Annotated in this window: 16 protein-coding genes and 1 pseudogene; 7 read left to right on the forward strand and 10 right to left on the reverse strand. The window is 68.6% G+C overall.

Annotated features, from left to right (window positions below; translation table 11 throughout):
* Positions 1-6: 6 nt before the first annotated feature.
* From QP166_RS06250 to QP166_RS06260, 3 genes and pseudogenes are all read right to left on the reverse strand, one after another.
* Positions 7-144: a hypothetical protein gene (locus tag QP166_RS06250; protein WP_333915139.1), complete on the reverse strand. Its 138-nt coding sequence runs from the start codon at positions 142-144 to the stop codon at positions 7-9.
* A gap of 67 nt (positions 145-211) precedes the next feature.
* Positions 212-667, reverse strand: coding sequence for a thioredoxin domain-containing protein (locus QP166_RS06255; RefSeq protein WP_333915140.1), 456 nt, complete (start codon positions 665-667; stop codon positions 212-214).
* Between the two features lie 25 nt (positions 668-692).
* Positions 693-1190, reverse strand: a pseudogene (locus QP166_RS06260) (DUF721 domain-containing protein); the annotation flags it as partial.
* Positions 1191-1204: 14 nt separating this feature from the next.
* Between QP166_RS06260 and mutY the strand changes: the two are divergent.
* The 3 genes from mutY to nudC are packed head-to-tail and all read left to right on the forward strand — an operon-like array spanning position 1205 to position 4472.
* Positions 1205-2245 (forward strand): A/G-specific adenine glycosylase, encoded by a 1041-nt coding sequence (gene mutY, locus QP166_RS06265; protein ID WP_333915141.1) that lies wholly within the window; start codon positions 1205-1207, stop codon positions 2243-2245.
* Entirely contained in the window at positions 2242-3597 is a 1356-nt protein-coding gene (locus QP166_RS06270; RefSeq protein WP_333915142.1) for a serine hydrolase domain-containing protein, read from the forward strand. Before mutY ends, QP166_RS06270 begins: the two co-directional genes overlap by 4 nt.
* A complete protein-coding gene (gene nudC / locus QP166_RS06275; protein WP_333915143.1) occupies positions 3591-4472 on the forward strand; it encodes an NAD(+) diphosphatase in 882 nt (293 codons plus the stop codon). The genes QP166_RS06270 and nudC overlap by 7 nt, the downstream gene beginning before the upstream one ends.
* Positions 4473-4683: 211 nt before the next feature.
* On the opposite strand, the gene gyrB is transcribed toward nudC, so the two are convergent.
* Genes gyrB through recF form a run of 4 tightly spaced genes read right to left on the reverse strand, consistent with a single transcriptional unit; the run spans position 4684 to position 10836 of the window.
* Entirely contained in the window at positions 4684-7176 is a 2493-nt protein-coding gene (gene gyrB / locus QP166_RS06280) for a DNA topoisomerase (ATP-hydrolyzing) subunit B (protein WP_333915144.1), read from the reverse strand.
* A gap of 43 nt (positions 7177-7219) precedes the next feature.
* Entirely contained in the window at positions 7220-8440 is a 1221-nt protein-coding gene (locus tag QP166_RS06285) for an MFS transporter (RefSeq protein ID WP_333915145.1), read from the reverse strand.
* 9 nt (positions 8441-8449) lie between these two features.
* The gene (locus QP166_RS06290) at positions 8450-9727 is read right to left on the reverse strand and encodes an MFS transporter (protein WP_333915146.1); all 1278 of its coding nucleotides are present in this window, start codon (positions 9725-9727) and stop codon (positions 8450-8452) included.
* Between the two features lie 23 nt (positions 9728-9750).
* Positions 9751-10836, reverse strand: a complete 1086-nt coding sequence (gene recF, locus QP166_RS06295; RefSeq protein WP_333915147.1) for a DNA replication/repair protein RecF — start codon at positions 10834-10836, stop codon at positions 9751-9753.
* A 116-nt stretch (positions 10837-10952) separates the two neighbouring features.
* Here recF and rarD point away from each other — a divergent pair, with 116 nt between their 5' ends.
* The gene (gene rarD, locus QP166_RS06300; RefSeq protein ID WP_333915148.1) at positions 10953-11819 is read left to right on the forward strand and encodes an EamA family transporter RarD; all 867 of its coding nucleotides are present in this window, start codon (positions 10953-10955) and stop codon (positions 11817-11819) included.
* On the opposite strand, the gene QP166_RS06305 is transcribed toward rarD, so the two are convergent.
* The gene (locus QP166_RS06305) at positions 11809-13038 is read right to left on the reverse strand and encodes a dicarboxylate/amino acid:cation symporter (RefSeq protein ID WP_333915149.1); all 1230 of its coding nucleotides are present in this window, start codon (positions 13036-13038) and stop codon (positions 11809-11811) included. The genes rarD and QP166_RS06305 overlap by 11 nt on opposite strands.
* Positions 13039-13106: 68 nt before the next feature.
* Between QP166_RS06305 and glmM the strand changes: the two genes are divergently transcribed.
* Positions 13107-14444 carry a phosphoglucosamine mutase gene (gene glmM / locus QP166_RS06310; protein ID WP_333915150.1) on the forward strand — a complete coding sequence of 446 codons (1338 nt, stop codon included), beginning with the start codon at positions 13107-13109 and terminating at the stop codon, positions 14442-14444.
* Between the two features lie 194 nt (positions 14445-14638).
* Here glmM and gpmA read toward each other — a convergent pair whose 3' ends face one another.
* Positions 14639-15325 carry a 2,3-diphosphoglycerate-dependent phosphoglycerate mutase gene (gene gpmA / locus QP166_RS06315; RefSeq protein ID WP_333915151.1) on the reverse strand — a complete coding sequence of 229 codons (687 nt, stop codon included), beginning with the start codon at positions 15323-15325 and terminating at the stop codon, positions 14639-14641.
* Positions 15326-15338: 13 nt separating this feature from the next.
* The gene (locus QP166_RS06320; RefSeq protein WP_333915152.1) at positions 15339-15797 is read right to left on the reverse strand and encodes a GNAT family N-acetyltransferase; all 459 of its coding nucleotides are present in this window, start codon (positions 15795-15797) and stop codon (positions 15339-15341) included.
* 74 nt (positions 15798-15871) lie between these two features.
* On the opposite strand from QP166_RS06320, the gene QP166_RS06325 reads away from it, so the two are divergent.
* A complete protein-coding gene (locus QP166_RS06325; RefSeq protein ID WP_333915153.1) occupies positions 15872-16588 on the forward strand; it encodes a dienelactone hydrolase family protein in 717 nt (238 codons plus the stop codon).
* 117 nt (positions 16589-16705) lie between these two features.
* The gene (locus QP166_RS06330) at positions 16706-17233 is read left to right on the forward strand and encodes a GAF domain-containing protein (protein WP_333915154.1); all 528 of its coding nucleotides are present in this window, start codon (positions 16706-16708) and stop codon (positions 17231-17233) included.

Raw genomic sequence — 17233 nt, forward strand, 5'->3', positions numbered from 1 at the left:
CGTCGCTCATTTCGCACCGGCCGCGCGCAAGTGCGGTTGCAACTGCGTCCAGCCGACATTCTGGATCAGCCGCCCGTTGATTTCGAACGCGGGCGTGCCGGGGACCTTTGACGTGCTTTCGGATATCGCGATCGTCTTCTTCACCGCTGCATCGGTGGCGAAGCAGGCGCTGATCGCCGCCGGCGGCGCCCCGCGTCGCGCGCGATGGCGGTCAGCCCGGCACCTTCGGCGATCGCGGAGAGCTGAGCGAGTTGCGGCCAGCTGGCGATCCGCGCCTGATTGGCCTGCGCCCAGTCGCTGGCAAGATCGAGCCATTGCTCCTGCTTCTGGAAAAAGCGGCATGAACGCGCGGGAAGGCCGCCGCGCCCGAACAGCGCGCCAGCGTCGCCGCGGCCAGGTCGATCCCGTCATGGACCTGGTTGCGCAACTCGACGCTGGTCGAGCCCGAGCGGACCATCGCACCGAGCGTGGCATCGGATTCCTGGGTGAAGTGCGCGCAATGCGGGCAGGTGTAGCTGACATATTCGACGAGCTTCACGCGCGCCTTGGGATTGCCGATCAAATAGCTGCCGCTTGCCACCGGCGTCGCGACCGCGGTCCAGGGGCGGGGCGCGGTGGCGGCGGTAAGCGCGACGGCGGCGAGCAGGGGGAGGAGAATGCGGGTCATCGGACCTTCGGCAATACGGGGCGGGGGCGGCAACGCCGGAGGCGAGCGCCTCCAGCACGGCCTTCAACTCGGGATCGGCGATCGTGCGCAGGCTTTGCCCCATCTCGGGCGGGGCCGGGGCGAGCGACGGCGGCGTGCGGCGTTCGGGGCGGCGCGTGACCTCGCCATGCCGGATCGCGACGCGCACCACCGCGGCATAGCCGAAGAAACGGTTCACGCGTTCGATGATCTCGGCCGTCAAATGGCTCATCATCGCAGCATGAGCGCCGCGGACCGTGAGCGTCAACACGCCGTCCTGCTTCTTGCCGGTGGGAAAGCGGATCGATTCGGGGGTGCTGGCGGCGGCGAGTCGCTCGCCGACGATCTCCGGCCAGCGCGTGACGATCGCCGACTGCACGAAGCCGAAGCGGCGGAATGCTGCGCCGCCGACCGCGGGCAACAGCTCGGCGACCTGCCGCGAGCGATTGTGGCGCGGGGATTCGGTTTTGGGATCGCCAGCGCGCTTGCTCATTCCACTGCCCATGCCATAGCCGGGGCATGGACGCCAAGCACCGGATCGATATCGCGACTCCGTTGCTCGGTTGGTACGATCGCCATCGCCGCGATCTGCCGTGGCGCGCGAAGGCGGGCGAGGCTGCCGCCCCCTATCGCGTGTGGCTGAGCGAGGTGATGCTACAGCAGACGACGGTAGCGACGGTGCGCCCGCGCTTCGTCGAATGGACGCGGCGCTGGCCGACGTTCGCCGACCTCGCCGCCGCCGACGAGGGTGAGGTGATGGCGGCGTGGGCCGGGCTTGGCTATTATGCGCGAGCGCGCAACCTGCTGGCGGCGGCGCGGACGATCGCAGCCGAGCATGGCGGGAAATTGCCGGACACCGAAGCGGCGCTGCGCGCTTTGCCGGGCTTCGGCGACTATACCGCGGCGGCGGTGGCGGCGATCGCGTTCGGGCGGCGCGCGGTGGTGGTCGATGCCAATGTCGAGCGCGTGGTGTCGCGGCTGTTTGCCATCGACACGCCGCTGCCAGCGGCGCGCAAGCCGATCCGCACGGCCGCGGATGCGATCACGCCCGAGGCGCGCGCCGGCGACTTCGCGCAGGCGATGATGGACCTCGGCTCGGCGATCTGCACGCCGCGCCGGCCGCGCTGCCTCCTATGTCCGCTGAACCACGGCTGCGCCGCGCAGGTAGCCGGGAACCCCGAAGCCTATCCGGTCAAGAAGCCCAAGGCGGCGCGGCCCCACCGGCACGGCACATTGTTCTGGTTGCAGCGCGACGACTCGGTGCTGTTGGTGCGGCGGCCGGACAAGGGGTTGCTCGGCGGCATGCGCGCGCTGCCGACCGGACCGTGGTGCGACGACCCCCCGTTGCTCGTCGATGCACCCGCAGACGCCGACTGGCGGCTGCTGAATGAGGCGGTGAGTCATGGCTTTACGCATTTCACGATCGACCTTGCGGTCGCGGTGGCGCACACGGAAGCCGCGAGCAACAAAGGTGAATGGTGGCCGGTCGACCGGCTTGCCGAAGCGGGATTGCCGACGGTGTTCGCGAAAGCGGCAGATGTGGTGAGGAGACGGGCATGAAGACGACGCGGTGGACGATGATGAAGCCGGTGAAGACGGCGGGGCTGAGCGCGGCGCTGCTGGCGACGGTCGCAGCCTCTGCGCAGCAACCACAGCCGCAGATGCGCGCGCCCGCACCAACCCAGCGTGCGCCGGACGCCGCGGTGGCGGGGACGATGCTGCCCGCGACCAAGGCGCTGTACGATGGCTATATCGCGGCAGGGAAGATGCCGGGGATCGTCGGCGCATTCGGGCTGGGTGAGTTGCCGACGGTGTTCGTCAGTGCCGGCAAGATCTCGCTCGACCCCGGTGCCGCCGCGGCTGGTCCCGACTCGTTGTGGCGCGTCTATTCGATGACCAAGCCGATCACGGGCATGGCGGCGATGTTGCTGGTCGAGGATGGCAAGCTGTCGCTCGACGATCCGCTGTCGAAATACTTCCCGGCGTTCGCAAAGATGCGCGTGCTGACCAGCCCCGATACGTCGCTGGAGACGCGCGCCGCGACCAAGCCGATCACGATCCGCGAGTTGATGACGCACACGTCCGGCATCGGGTATCAGATCAACGCCAAGGGGCCGTTGATCAAGGAAATTGAGCGACTCGGCCTGGTGCCGGCGACCGTGAACGCGCAAGTCGAGGCGCAGGCGCGACGCACGCGTCCGGCGTCGCTCGCCGCCTTCGCCGATCGCTTGGCGCAGGCGCCGCTGGTCGCCGAGCCGGGGACGACCTGGCATTATTCGATGGGGCTCGACGTGCTGGCGGCGGTGGTCGAGAAGGCTAGCGGCATGTCGTTCGAGCGCTTCGTCCAGACGCGATTGCTCGATCCGCTCGGCATGACCTCGACCTATTGGCAGGTGCCGCAGCGCGATGTCGGGCGATTCGCGAGCAATTACGCCTTCGTCGGCGAGAACCTGACCCCGCTCGACCCGGCGGCACGGTCGCCGTGGCTGCAGCCGCCGAGCTTCCCTTATGGTGGCGCGGGGCTGGTGAGCAGCGCGCGAGATTACGACCGGTTCCTCCATATGCTCCAGAACTATGGAAGCTTGCAGGGCAGTCGCGTGATGAAGGAACAGACCGCGCGACTGGCCATGTCGAACCTGATGCCGGCCGGCGTCTTTTTCGACAATGACGGCCAGCAGCGCGGCTTCGGCGCGGGCGGCGTCGTGTATCTGAACGACGATCCGAACGGCGCGTCGAAGGGCAGCTATGGCTGGGCCGGGGCGGCGGGGACGCTGGCGCTGGTCGATCCCGCCAAGCGGTTCCGCAGCACGATCATGGTCAATTACTTCCCGGCCGAGAAGTGGCCGCTGGGCAAGGAAACCTATGCCGCGATCCGGCGCGATGCCGCGCGGCTGCATGGAGGGCAATGGTGATCGAAACCGGGTTCACCGGCGGCACGCTGGATCGCGCCGACGCGCTGCGGCAGGATCCGGCGGCGATGGCCGCGCTGCTGGCGAACCCGGGATCGCGGCTTCTGCGGCTCGATGCGTTCGAGCCGGTCGTCGAGGAGGACGGCTCGCTTGCGTGGGGCGTGGTCGCCGACGCGCCGGACGGGGCCGAATTCGTGTTGCTGGGGCTTGCAGAGGGACGCGCGCATTTTGCGGCCGTCATTCCCGGCGACGGGGCGCCGCCGCCCTACCGGTCGCCGACGCTGTTTGCGTTGCTCGATCGGTTGCGCGGCGGTGAGGCCGCGACGTTCGCAGCGGCGCGCGCACTGATCGACTGGCATGCGCGGCATCCGTTCTGCGCGCGGTGTGGCCATGGCACTGCGCCGTTCCGCGCCGGCTGGGGGCGTCGCTGCGCGAACTGCAAGGCGGAGCATTTTCCGCGCGTCGACCCGGTGGTGATCATGATCGCCGAACACGAGGGGCGCGCGCTGATCGGGCGACAGGCGGCGTTCCCGGCGGGGCGGTATTCGGCGCTGGCGGGCTTTCTGGAGCCGGGCGAGTCGATCGAGGAAGCGGTGGCGCGGGAGATTGCCGAGGAAGCCGGGGTGCGGGTGAGTGCGGTGCGCTATGTCGCGAGCCAGCCGTGGCCTTTCCCGTCGCAGTTGATGATCGCGTGCATCGCCGAGGCAGAGGATGATGCGATCACGCTCGATACCAACGAGCTGGAGGATGCGCGCTGGGCGACGCGCGACGAGGTTCGCGCCGCGCTGGCGGGGGAGGCGGGCGCGTTCGGTGCGCCGCCGCCATATGCGATCGCGCATTCGTTGTTGCGGGCGTGGGTGGACGGGAAGGTGGGCTAGGTCTTGCTGGCTGCCGCTTCGGCGTTCCTGCGTTCGTCATCCCCGCGTTCGTCATTCCCGCGAAGGCGGGAATCCAGAACCCCTGGCGTCTCGGCTTTCGCGAAGACCTGCTCGTCTGGATCCCCGCCTACGCGGGGATGACGGGTGTGGGGAGCGTTATGTCACCGTCGTCCCGAACCTAGTCCGGGACGACGAGAAGTGATGGTGCCGCTTAAACGTCGAGGTTCGCGACGCTCAGCGCGTTCTCCTGGATGAACTCGCGGCGCGGCTCCACGACGTCGCCCATCAGGCGCGTGAAGATCTCGTCCGCGACATCGGCCTGCTCGATCGCGACCTTGAGCATCGTGCGGTTCGACGGATCGAGCGTGGTTTCCCAGAGCTGCTCGGCGTTCATTTCGCCGAGACCCTTGTAGCGCTGGATCGCCAGTCCCTTGCGACCTGAAGCGAGGATCGCCTCCAGCAATTGCGACGGGCGCGCCACCAGCGATTCGCCACGGCCGACGGAGACGGTCTCCTCACCCTCCTCGTCGGTGGCGATCGCGTCGACCGGCGTCTCGACCGCGGCGGTCTTGACCGGCACCAGCTTCGCGGCGTGCGCGAAGGTCTCGGCCTGTTCGGCGGCGAGCGTGTGGAGCTTGCGTGCCTCGGCAGAGGCGAGGAACGCCGCCTCGACGATGTGATGATCGGTCACGCCGCGCCACAATCGCTCGAAGTGGATGCTGCCTTCCTCGGTGACGCGCGCGCTCCATGTCGCCTCGTTGTCGCCCTGATCGAGCCGGCGGACGACCTCCGTGACGGCAGCGGCGCGGGTGTCGCGCGTCGCTTCCGGATCGAGCGCGCCGCCCAGCGCCAGCCCTTCGATGATGACCGGATCGTAGCGACGCGGCACGTAACGCATCAGCGTCCGCATCCGCCGTGCGTGCTCGACCAGCGGGCGCAGGTGGACGCCGGTAAGCTTCTCGTCGCCACGCTCCAGCGCCATCGCGCCCAGCCCGGCGTCAACCAGGTAATTGTCGAGCGCGTGATCGTCCTTGAGATAGACCTCCGAGCGGCCCTTGGTGGCCTTATAGAGCGGCGGCTGCGCAATATAGAGATGCCCGGCCTCGATGATCTCGCGCATCTGGCGATAGAAGAAGGTCAGCAGCAGCGTGCGGATATGCGCGCCGTCGACGTCGGCGTCGGTCATGATGACGATCTTGTGGTAGCGCAGCTTCTCGAGCTTGAAGTCGTCGCGACCAATCCCGGTGCCCATCGCCTGGATCAGCGTGCCGATCTCCTTCGAGCCGAGCATACGGTCGAAGCGCGCCCGCTCGACGTTGAGGATCTTGCCGCGCAAGGGCAGGATCGCCTGGAAGTGGCGGTCGCGGCCCTGCTTGGCCGAGCCGCCGGCCGAGTCACCCTCGACGAGGAACAGTTCGGACTTGGCGGGATCGCGCTCCTGACAGTCGGCGAGTTTGCCCGGCAGGCTGGCGATGTCCATGACGCCCTTGCGCCGGGTCAGCTCGCGCGCGCGCTTCGCCGCCTCGCGCGCGGCGGCGGCGTCGATGATCTTGCCGACGATCGAGCGCGCGTGCTGCGGATTTTCCTCGAGCCATTCGGCCATCTTGTCGGCCATGAGGCTTTCGAGCGGCTGGCGGACCTCTGACGAGACGAGCTTGTCCTTGGTCTGGCTGCTGAACTTCGGGTCGGGCAGCTTGACCGAGACGATCGCGGTCAGCCCCTCACGCATGTCGTCGCCGGTGAGCGAGACCTTCTCCTTCTTCAGGAGCCCGGACTTTTCGGCATAATTGTTGAGCGTGCGGGTCAGCGCGGCGCGGAAGGCGGCGATGTGCGTCCCGCCGTCACGCTGCGGGATGTTGTTCGTGAACGCGAGGACGTTCTCGTAATAGCTGTCGTTCCACTCCAGCGCGACCTCGATCGTCACATGATCGCGGGTGCCGGCGACCGAGATCGGATCGGGGAACAGCGGCTGCTTGTTGCGGTCGAGCCACTTCACGAACGCGGCGATCCCGCCTTCGTAGAACAGCTCGATCGACTTCGGCTCCTCGTGGCGCGCGTCGTTCAGGAACAGACGGACGCCCGAGTTGAGGAACGCCAGCTCGCGATAGCGATGTTCGAGTTTCTCGAAATCGAACTCGACGATCTTGAAGGTCGCGGGCGAGGGGAGGAACGTGACGCGCGTGCCCTTCTTGCCCTCGGCGGGGCCGACCACCTTGAGCGGAGCGACCGCGTCGCCGTGAGCGAAGCGCATGTAATGCTCCTCGCCGTCGCGCCAGATCGTCAGGTCGAGATATTCGGACAGCGCGTTGACCACCGACACGCCAACGCCGTGCAGGCCGCCCGACACCTTGTAGGCGTTGTCGTCGCTGGTGTTCTCGAACTTGCCGCCGGCGTGGAGCTGGGTCATGATGACCTCGGCCGCCGACACGCCTTCCTCCGGGTGGATGCCGGTCGGGATCCCGCGGCCGTTGTCGGTCACCGACACCGAACCATCGGCGTTCAGCGTGATGTCGATCCGGTCGCAATGCCCGGCCAGCGCCTCGTCGATCGCATTGTCGCTCACCTCGAACACCATATGGTGGAGGCCCGAGCCGTCGTCGGTATCGCCGATGTACATGCCAGGGCGCTTGCGGACGGCGTCGAGGCCCTTCAGCACCTTGATCGAGGAGGCGCCGTATTCGCTGGTATTCTGAGGTTCTGCCATGCCGGAGCATATAGGCAGCCGGGCGGTGTAGCGAAAGCGAAACCTAGGCCCGGGTGGGCCGGTCGCGCAGCCCCGCGAAGAGCAGCCCGGCGATCGCCAATGCGCCGCTCGCCACGGTCAGTCCGACGGCATCCCCGCCGGTCAGGTCATGGAGCGCGCCGAAGCCAATGATCCCTGCGCCGCTTCCGATCAGTGCGACGACGATCAGCGTGCCGTAGATCTCGCCATAGGCGCGCAACCCGAACAGCCGCGCGGCGAAGAAGGGGAAGAGGTCGTTCTCCGCGCCGTTCATCAGCCCGGCGCAGAAGACGCAGAGTGCCAGCCCGGGCAGCGCCAGGGCCGGCCATTGCAGCGCCGCAAAGCCGAGTGCGGAGATGAAGGCGACGGCGGCGGCGATCCGCTGCGGCGGGAAGCGGTCGATCAGCGCGCCGAACGTGACGCGCGCTGCGACCTGCGACGCGCCGAATGCCGTCAGCAGCAGCGCCGCCTCCTTCGCGGCCAATCCCCGGTCGATCCCGAACGGCACCAATTGCGTGATGAAACCGATCGTGCCCAAATTGACGAAGAAGCCGGTCAGCCCCAGCCGCCAGAAGCGCGGATCGCGCCGCGCCGCGGCGGCGGAGATGCCGGGAGGCTCGGGCGCGTCGTCGGTCGGGCGAGTGACGAGATCGGCGCGGCGGATCGAGAACAAGGCGATCGGCAAGGCGATCAGCGCCGAATAGATCGCCAGCGCCACGAACCCGCCGCGCCATCCGAAATGCCCGATCACCTCGGCCAGCGCGATCGGCAACAGCAAGGTGGTCAGCGGCAGTCCGGAGGTCGCTAGTCCCAGCGCCAGACCGCGATGCGCGACGAAACGCGCTGCGATCAGCTTTCCATAGGCCAGCGCGCTGGTGCCTGGCACGGTCATCGCCAGGGTGAGTACGAGCAGGTGATAATGCCACAATCGCCCGGTCATTGCCGCCATGCCGAGATAGGCGGCGGCGAGCGCGACCATGCAGCCGACAATCATCGGGCGGACGCCGATGCGATCGACGACGCGCCCGAGCAACGGCACCGCGAGGCTGCCGGCGAAGCCCAATCCGCTGGCGGCGGCGATCGCACCGCGGCTCCAGCCGAACTCGCCGGTCATGCCCGGCACGAACATGCTCGACAGATTTTGAAAGAGCGCGGGGCCTGCGCCGCTGCCCACCACCGCACCGAGCACGATCGGCCAACCGCTGCGCCATTCGCTGTGATTCGGAGCAGGCGAGCGGGCGGGCATCGGCGGTCGCTAGCGAGCGGTGGGGTCGCCGTCATCCCCTGCACGGTCGGGGAGGATCAGAAAGCATATTGCCGCGAGCAGCAGCGCGCCGCAACCAAGCGTCAACGCCCCGGTATAGCCGCCGGTGAGGTCGTGCAGGCGTCCGAAGCCGATGATCCCGACCGCGGTGCCCGACAAAGCGATCGGCATCGCGGTGCCGTAAATCTCGGCATAGGCACGCAAGCCGAACAGGCGCGCGGCGAAGAACGGCAGCAGGTCGTTCTCCGCGCCATTCATCAGCCCGGCAAGGAAGACGAGCACCAGCAGCAGCGCCAGTCCGGAAGGCGCGAAGGCGAGCGCGACGAAGCTGGCCGCCGAGACGATCGCGAAGGCGGCGGCAACGGGTTGCGGACGGAATCGATCGATCAGCCAGCCGACCAGCAAACGCCCGGCGATCGCGCTGGAGGCGAAGCTGGTGAGCAGCAACGCCGCCTGGGAAGGGCGCAGCCCGAGTTCGAGCCCGATCGGAACGAGTTGTGTCACGAAGCCGGTCGTGGCGGCGTTGATGAGCCAGGCCGAGGCGACCATGATCCAGAAGCGGCTGTCGCGCCGCGCCGCTGCCGCGCTGGTGCCCGGCAGGCCGCTACGGTCCGCCGCGGGGGTGGCGGGCAGCGGCACGGCGCGGAGGCTGAGCAGGATCAGCGGCAGCGCGAGTACGGCCGAGCCGCCTGCCAAGGCAGCGAACCCCGCGCGCCAGCCGAAGTTGGCGATGGTGGCGCCCAGAATGGGTGCAGCGACGATCGTTGCCAGCGCCAGCCCCGAGGTGCCGAGTGCCAGCGCCATGCCGCGGCCGCGCACGAAGCGCGCCGCGATCAGTTTTCCGTAGGTGAGGCTGCTCGTCCCCGGCAGCGCCAATACGAGCAGGACGACGCCGAGCTGATAGCGCCAGATCGCCCGGCCGCCGCTCATTCCCATCGCCGCGAGCCACAGATAGGCCGCGCCCAGCAACAGCATCGACGCGACGATCACTGGTCGCACCCCGACGCGGTCGGCGGCGCGCCCGATCAACGGCGCGGCGATCGCGCCGCTCAAAGCGAGCCCGGCAGCGGTGGCGATGTTGCCCCGCGACCATCCGAAAGTTGCCTCCAGGCCCGGCGTGAAGAGGCTGGAGAGGTTCTGGTACAGCCCCGGCCCGAACCCGGCGCCGAGCATCGCGGCCGCCACCACCGGCCAGCCGCGCCGCCATTCGGTCAGCGTGCGCGGGGCGGCGGCAGGAGCGGCAACATCGGTCAGCGGGCTTCTTCCCATGAGAGCGGACGACAATTCGTCCCTCAACGCGGCGCAGGCGAAAATGTTGTGGGTGTAACGACATCGTGCAGCGCCACCCAAGTGGCGGTGTCGATCCCGTCGAACAAGGCACGCTCGGTCCCGGTCATCCACACCTGTCCGAGCGGGGCGAGGCGCGCGAACAGCGCGGCGCGGCGAACGGGGTCGAGATGCGCGGCCACTTCGTCGAGCAGCAGCACCGGAGCGTGCCCGGTCAGTCGCGCGACAAGCTCCGCATGGGCGAGCACGATACCGAGCAGCAGCGCCTTTTGCTCGCCGGTCGAGGCGGTGGCGGCAGGGCGGGCCTTGTCGACGTGCGTGACGATCAGATCGGCGCGATGTGGGCCGACCAGTGTGCGCCCGGCGGCGGCATCGCGGGCGCGGCCGGTGCGCAGGGCGTCCGCCAGTGCTTGCGCATCGCCGCTCCACCCGTCGAGCGCGATCCGCGCGCGCGCGATCTCCCCGGCGGGCTGTAAGGCGAGTGCCTGATCGAGCGCGGCGACGGTGCGACGGCGCGCGGAGTCGAGCGCGGCACCGTGCTGCGCCATTTGCGCCTCCAGCGCAGCGAGCCAGTCGGAGTCGGGGAGCGGATCGGCGAGCAACCGGTTGCGATCGCGCATCGCCGCCTCGTAGCGTGCGCCGTCGCGGGCATGGCCGGGCTCGATCGCCAGCGTCAGCCGGTCGAGGAAACGCCGTCGCCCGCCCGCCGCCTCGGTGAATAGCCGGTCCATCGCCGGGGTGAGCCACAGCACCGCGACCCGCTCGGCGAGCGCGGTCGCGGGTGCGGCGGCGCCGTTGATCCGCACCACGCGGCGTTCGGGCGCCGACGCCACCGCACCGGTGGCGAGCGTCTGCCCATCCTCAAGCGTCGCCGCGACTCCGAAGCCGCCCGGCCCGTCGCTGCGCGCGACCTCCGACAAGGCGGCGCGGCGCAATCCCCGACCGGGTGCGAGTAGCGACACCGCCTCCAGCACGTTGGTCTTACCCGCGCCGTTCGGGCCGTACAGCACGACGAAGCCTGGCGCGGCATCGGGCGCGATCGACAGCGCTTCGTGGTTGCGGACATCGGTGAGGACGAGGCGGGACAGCATGGGGGCGCGACGCTGGTACGGGCAAAGCGCGGAGAGGGCGACTGTTTCCTTGCTCCCCGATCGCCGCGGGTCGCGGCGGCCTTGCATCGCGTCGCTTCACTAGCGACAGGGCAGGGATGACCGACAATTCGCATCGTTCCGGCCTGCTTCTCGGCGTGGGCGCCTATGTGTCCTGGGGCCTGCTCCCTCTCTATCTCCACCTGCTGACCGGCGTGCCGGCGTTGCAGGTGCTGGCGCATCGCGTGATCTGGTCGTTGCTGCTGCTCGCCGCGATCGTGCTGGCGATGCGGCGTGGACCGGCGATCATGGCGGCGGCGCGCGGGCGGACGTTGTTGCTGCTGTGCGCGTCCGCCGCGCTGATCGCGGTCAACTGGCTGGTCTACATCTTCGCGGTACAGAGCGGGCATGTGCTGGAGGCGAGCCTCGGCTATTTCATCAATCCGCTGCTCAACGTCGCCCTTGGGACGATCGTGCTCGGCGAGCGGATCGGCGCGGCGCAGAAGGCGGCGGTGGCAGTGGCGGCGATCGGCGTCGCGGCGCTGGCGATCGTGGGGGGCGGGGCATTGTGGATCTCGCTGACGCTCGCTTTCACCTTCGCCCTCTATGGGTTGATCCGCAAGGTGGCGGCGATCGATGCGCTGGGCGGGCTGACGGTCGAGACCGCGTTGCTGGTCGGGCCGGCGTTGGCGGTGCTGTGGCTCAGCCCCGAGCCGGTGTTCGGGCGCGGCGACATCGATCTGTTGCTGGTGCTGGCGGGGGCGGTGACCGCCGCGCCGTTGCTGATGTTCGCCGCCGCGGCGCGTCGGTTGCGGTACTCGACGTTGGGACTGCTGCAATATCTCGCGCCGACGCTGCAGTTCCTGCTGGCGGTGCTGGTGTTCCACGAGCCGTTGCGCGGGGTGCATATCGTCACCTTCGCGCTGATCTGGACCGCCTGCGCGCTCTACGCCTTCGGCAGCCGACCGCGGCGCGCTACGCTCTAGGTTCGCGCCGGCCCAGCCATGCGGTGGTCGCAAGGTCCATGGTGACGTTGCCGACGGTGCGGATGATGTCGGGGATGGTCTCGACCGCGACCAGCAAGCCAAGCGGGGCGATCGGCGCGCCGATCGTGCCCGCGATCGGGGCGATGGCGCTGACATAGCTGACCGTGCCGGGCAGGCTGACCGAGCCGAGCGAGGTGAGCGTCGCCACCACCACGCCGATCGCCAGCGTCGCGGGCGACAGGGAGACGCCGAACCATGTCGCGACATAGATCGCGACCGCGAGATTCATCGCCGGGCCGGTCGCACGGAAGATGGCGACCGCTAGCGGGAGCGTCACGCCCGCGGTCTGGACCGGCACACCGAGCTTGCGCGCCCCCTCCAGCATCGCCGGCACCGAGGCGAGTGAAGACTGCGTGCTGATCGCCACCGCCTGCGACGGCAGCGCGGTGCGGGCGAAATCCGCAGGGTTGAGCCGTGCGCCGGTCCAGGCGACCGGATAGGCGAGCAACGTCACGATCACCCCGACGCTGGCGACGACGAGGATGTAATGCGCGAGCGCTCCGAACGCGCCCGAGCCGGCACGTGCACCGACCACCAGCGCCAGCGCGAACACGCCGAGCGGCGCGATCCACAGCACCCAGTCGATCACCACCAGCATCGTATCGCGCAATGCGGTGAAGAAGCGCACCAGCAAGGTCCGCCCCTCGGCGTCGATCCGCGCGATCGCGAATGCGAAGACGAGCGTGAAGATGATGAGCGACAGGAAGGCATCGCTGGCGGCGGCGTGGACGATATTGGTCGGTACGATCCCGGCGAAGAACTCGCCGAGCGGCGGGACGGTCGGCACCTTGCCCGCGCCGACCAGCGCGGCGCGCAACGCCTGTGCCGAGGCGGCGGGGAGCGGGGCGACCGCGAGGATCAGCGGCGTGGCGATGGCGGCAATCACCGCCGACAGGAACAGGAAGGTGACGTAAAGCGCGATGGCGCGACCGGCGAGCCGCCCGGCGCGCGCTGCCTCCGCCGTCGAGGCGACGCCGGTGACGAGCAGCGACACCACCAGCGGCACGATCGTCATCTGCAACCCGTGCAGCCATGCCGCGCCGATCGGCTCCGCGATCGCGATCGTGCCCGGGACCGCAGCGCGCGCGAAGCTGGCGAGGGCGACGCCGCCCGCCAGCCCGATCAACAGCGACAGGAGAATGCGCGTAGCTTGCGACATGCGGTATCTTCGCCTTTTGCTCGTCCGCGATTATGGGACCTGTCTGGGCCAAGCGAACGGAAGACACGATGGCAAGAAAATATTTCGGCACCGACGGCATTCGCGGCCTGACCAACGCCGGCGCGATGACCGCGGAGATGGCGATGAAGGTCGGGATGGCGGCCGGTCGACACTTCCTGCGCGGGCAGCACCGCCACCGGGTGGTGATCGGCAAGGACACGCGCCTGTCGGGCTATATGCTGGAGAGCGCGTTGCAGGCCGGGTTCACGAGCGTCGGGATGGATGTGACGCTGGTGGGTCCGATGCCGACCCCGGCGGTGGCGATGCTGACCAAGTCGATGCGCGCCGACATGGGCGTGATGATCTCCGCCAGCCACAATCCGTTTTTCGACAACGGAATCAAGCTCTTCGGGCCGGATGGTTACAAACTGTCCGACGAGGACGAGCTGGCGATCGAGGCGGCGATTGACGGCGAGGTTGCGCTCGCCCCGGCGGGCGAGATCGGGCGCGCCAAGCGGATCGACGACGCGCGCGGTCGCTATATCCATTTTGCCAAATCGACGTTCCCCAATGACTTGCGGCTCGACGGGATGAAGGTGGTGGTCGATTGCGCGAACGGCGCCGCCTATCAGGTCGCACCGGAGGCGCTGTGGGAATTGGGCGCCGACGTCGTTCAGATCGGGGTCAATCCCAATGGCCTGAACATCAACGACAAGATCGGCTCAACCCACCCCGAAGCCTTGTCGGAGGCGGTGATCGCGCATGGCGCGGCGATCGGGATCGCGCTGGACGGCGATGCCGACCGGCTGATCGTGGTCGATGAAAAGGGCCGGGTGATCGACGGCGACCAGTTGATGGCGACGATCGCCGCGGGCTGGGCGCGGGCCGGGCGGCTGGCGGGCGGCGGGCTGGTCGCGACGGTGATGTCGAACCTCGGGCTGGAGCGACATCTGAAGGCGCAGGGCCTTGGGCTGATCCGCACCGCGGTCGGCGATCGGCACGTGCTGGAGGCGATGCGGCGGCGCGGCTACAATGTCGGCGGCGAGCAATCGGGGCATATCATCCTCAGCGATTATGCGACGACCGGCGACGGGTTGGTTGCGGCGTTGCAGGTGCTGGCGGAGATCTGCCGCGCGGGCGCACCGGCCAGCGAGGTGCTGCACCGTTTCGAGCCACTGCCGCAATTGCTGAAGAACGTGCGCTTCTCGGGCGGCAAGCCGCTGGAGACCGACGCGGTGAAGGCGGTGATCGCCGATGCCGAGGCGGAGCTGGCAGGGCGGGGGCGGCTGGTGATCCGTCCGTCGGGGACCGAGCCGGTGATCCGCGTGATGGCCGAGGGCGATGATCCGGCGCAGGTGGAGCGGGTGGTGGACCGCATCTGCGATGCGGTGCGCGCCGCGGTTTGAGGGTTGGGCGGTGGGCTCAATCGCCCGCCATTTTCACCCTCTCTCCCGTCACCCCGGCGAAGGCCAGGGTCCAGTTGCAGGAGGCTTTTGACGACGCGCAGCGCACCACCACTGCGACCTTCCCAACTGGGCCCCGGCCTTCGCCGGGGTGACGGGGAGGGTGGTACAGCCCCCGAATCAGGGAGCCCGTGTGATTACCGCTCGTTCAGATAGTAACGGTCGGTCGCATTGAGTGCGTTGTCCAATTCGTAGACGATCGGCTGGCCGGTCGGAATTTCCAGCCCGGTGATCTCGTCGTCCGAAATCCCCGACAGATGCTTGACCAGCGCGCGGAGCGAATTGCCGTGCGCGGAGATCAGCACGCGTTGTCCGTCCTTGAGCGCGGGAGCGATGCGGCCTTCCCAATAAGGCAGAACCCGCGCAATCGTGTCCTTGAGGCTCTCGGTTGCGGGAACGTCGATCCCGGCGTAGCGGCGGTCCGCGGAGAGGTCGAACTGGCTGCCCGGCTCGATCGGCGGCGGCGGGACGTCGAAGCTGCGGCGCCAGACGTGGACCTGCTCGTCGCCGTGCTTCGCCGCCGTCTCGGCCTTGTCGAGCCCGGTCAGCCCGCCATAGTGCCGCTCGTTGAGCCGCCAGTCCTTCTCGACCGGCAGCCAGAGCCGCCCCATCGCCTCCAGTGCGAGGTTGAGCGTCTTGATCGCGCGGGTCTGGAGCGAGGTGAAGGTCTGGTCGAAGTCCAGCCCCTTGGCCGCCATCAATTCGCCCGCGGCGCGCGCCTCGGCGGCGCCCTTCTCGGTGACGTCGACGTCCCACCAGCCGGTGAAGCGGTTTTCGAGGTTCCAGGCGGACTGGCCGTGGCGGATGAGGACGAGCGTCGGCAATCGGGTTCTCCCGTTAGAGGATCAGGGTCAGAAACTGGTTATGCGGGCTGGGGGCATAATCGGCGAAGGCATCGCAAGGGACGAAGCCGGCGCGGCGGTATAGCGCGAGCGCCGGTGCATAGGCCGCGGTGGTGCCGGTTTCGAGGTACAAGCGACGATAGCCGCGCCCATGAGCCGTCGCGACGATCGCCTCCAGCATCGCATGACCGACTCCGCGCCCGCGCCAGGCGTCGGCGGCGCGCATCGACTTCACTTCGCCGCTGTGCGCGTCGAGTTCGCGCAGTGCGCCCATGCCGATCGGCGTGTCACCGTCCCAGGCCGTCCAGAACGTGACGTCCGGGGTCGACAATCCCGCGGTGTCGAGCGCGAAGGAGAAGCCGGGCGGAGTGTTGTCGCGCTGATCGGCGACATGCGCGGCGAGCAACGGCGCGATCAGCGGATTGGCGGGAACGTCCTTCCTGATCTGCATCATGAGCCCCGCTGCTTGTCCGGCGAATGGCTCCGATCTAGCGAAAGGTACGACCGACACAACAGGAGAGCGCGCCCATGACGATCAGCCGTCGCACTATCGTCCATGACGGGCCGGGCGGTCCGTTCGAAGGCGTGTTCGCGTGGGACGATGCCGGGGCCGGGCCGCGGCCGGGCGTGCTGGTGATCCCGAACGTGCTCGGGCAGAAAGAAGCCGACACGCTCAAGGCCGAGGCGCTGGCGGCGCTCGGCTATACCGCCTTCGCCTGCGACCTGTTCGGCCAGGGCAAGCGCACGCAGCGCGGCGCGGGGGCGAGCCGCTATATGGACGAACTCAACGCCGATCGCGGGTTGCTGCGCGAGCGGTTGGGTGCGGCGCTGGGCGCGCTGACCACCCAGCCCGAGGTCGATGAAGCGAGCGTCGCGGCGATCGGCTTCTGCTTCGGGGGCAAATGCGTGCTCGACATGGCGCGGGCCGGGTTGCCGATCCGCGGCGGGGTCAGCTTCCACGGCGTCTATGACCGGCCCGACTGGCCGAGCGTCGATCCGATCACCGTTCCATTGTTGATCTGCCACGGGTGGGACGATCCGCTCGGGCCGCCGTCGGCGGTGGTCGAACTTGGCGAGGAGCTCACCGCCGCGCGCGCCGACTGGCAGATCCATGCCTATGGGCGCGCGGGCCATGCCTTCACCGATAGCGCAATGCCCGCCGGGCAGGCCGGGTTCGGTTACGACGCACGGGCCGATCGCCGCAGTTGGCGCGCCATGAGTCAATTTTTACAAGATTGCCTTTGAAAACAAATACATGATTGCCGCCCTTTCAGCGGCATTGTAGCGACCCTCCCCAGACAGCGCGCGTCGATCGATCGGCGCGCCGTTCCAGAAAACATAAAGCTCGGAGTCGCCGGGGGTATGGGGATCACCGTTTATGCACCGGCGCCTACGCCGAGTGACGAGGCCGCCCGCGAACGCGCGGTGCTGTCGTCCGGGGCGCTGGACGCGCGCAATGACAGCATATTGATCGAGCTGGTCGAACAGGCGCGGCAGCGGTTCGGCACCGGGATGGCGGCGGTGTCGATCCTCTCGCGCGACTGGCAGTATCTGATCGCCGCCGCCGGGGTCTCGTCGCGAACCTACAGCCGCCGCATGTCGCTCTGCGGTCATGCGATCATTACCCCGCAGGCGGTATTCTGCGTCGAGGATGCGCGTGCGGACGCACGCTTTGCCGACAATCCGGTGCTGATCGACGGCGGGCAGGTGCGTTTCTATGCCGGCGCACCGCTGGTCGATGCCGACCATCTGCCGATCGGGACGTTCTGCGTGTTCGACCGAACGCCGCGCGCCGATTTCGGCGCCTATGACCAGATGCACCTCAAGCAGCTTGCCGACGCGACGATCGCGCGGCTGGCGATGCGTCGCGCCGACCGGCCGGCGACCTGA

It is taken from the genome of Sphingomonas sp. LR60 (assembly GCF_036855935.1).
Taxonomy (GTDB): Bacteria; Pseudomonadota; Alphaproteobacteria; order Sphingomonadales; family Sphingomonadaceae; genus Sphingomonas.

Bases quoted from the DNA above. Each gene is read 5' to 3' on its own strand.
- rarD (WP_333915148.1), top strand. From the start codon at position 10,953: ATGACCGACAATTCGCATCGTTCCGGCCTGCTTCTCGGCGTGGGCGCC.
- QP166_RS06320 (WP_333915152.1), bottom strand. From the start codon at position 15,797: ATGATGCAGATCAGGAAGGACGTTCCCGCCAATCCGCTGATCGCGCCG.
- QP166_RS06305 (WP_333915149.1), bottom strand. From the start codon at position 13,038: ATGTCGCAAGCTACGCGCATTCTCCTGTCGCTGTTGATCGGGCTGGCG.
- gyrB (WP_333915144.1), bottom strand. From the start codon at position 7,176: ATGGCAGAACCTCAGAATACCAGCGAATACGGCGCCTCCTCGATCAAG.
- QP166_RS06290 (WP_333915146.1), bottom strand. From the start codon at position 9,727: ATGGGAAGAAGCCCGCTGACCGATGTTGCCGCTCCTGCCGCCGCCCCG.
- QP166_RS06325 (WP_333915153.1), top strand. From the start codon at position 15,872: ATGACGATCAGCCGTCGCACTATCGTCCATGACGGGCCGGGCGGTCCG.
- QP166_RS06270 (WP_333915142.1), top strand. From the start codon at position 2,242: ATGAAGACGACGCGGTGGACGATGATGAAGCCGGTGAAGACGGCGGGG.
- QP166_RS06285 (WP_333915145.1), bottom strand. From the start codon at position 8,440: ATGCCCGCCCGCTCGCCTGCTCCGAATCACAGCGAATGGCGCAGCGGT.
- QP166_RS06330 (WP_333915154.1), top strand. From the start codon at position 16,706: ATGGGGATCACCGTTTATGCACCGGCGCCTACGCCGAGTGACGAGGCC.
- mutY (WP_333915141.1), top strand. From the start codon at position 1,205: ATGGACGCCAAGCACCGGATCGATATCGCGACTCCGTTGCTCGGTTGG.
- recF (WP_333915147.1), bottom strand. From the start codon at position 10,836: ATGCTGTCCCGCCTCGTCCTCACCGATGTCCGCAACCACGAAGCGCTG.
- QP166_RS06255 (WP_333915140.1), bottom strand. From the start codon at position 667: ATGACCCGCATTCTCCTCCCCCTGCTCGCCGCCGTCGCGCTTACCGCC.
- glmM (WP_333915150.1), top strand. From the start codon at position 13,107: ATGGCAAGAAAATATTTCGGCACCGACGGCATTCGCGGCCTGACCAAC.
- nudC (WP_333915143.1), top strand. From the start codon at position 3,591: ATGGTGATCGAAACCGGGTTCACCGGCGGCACGCTGGATCGCGCCGAC.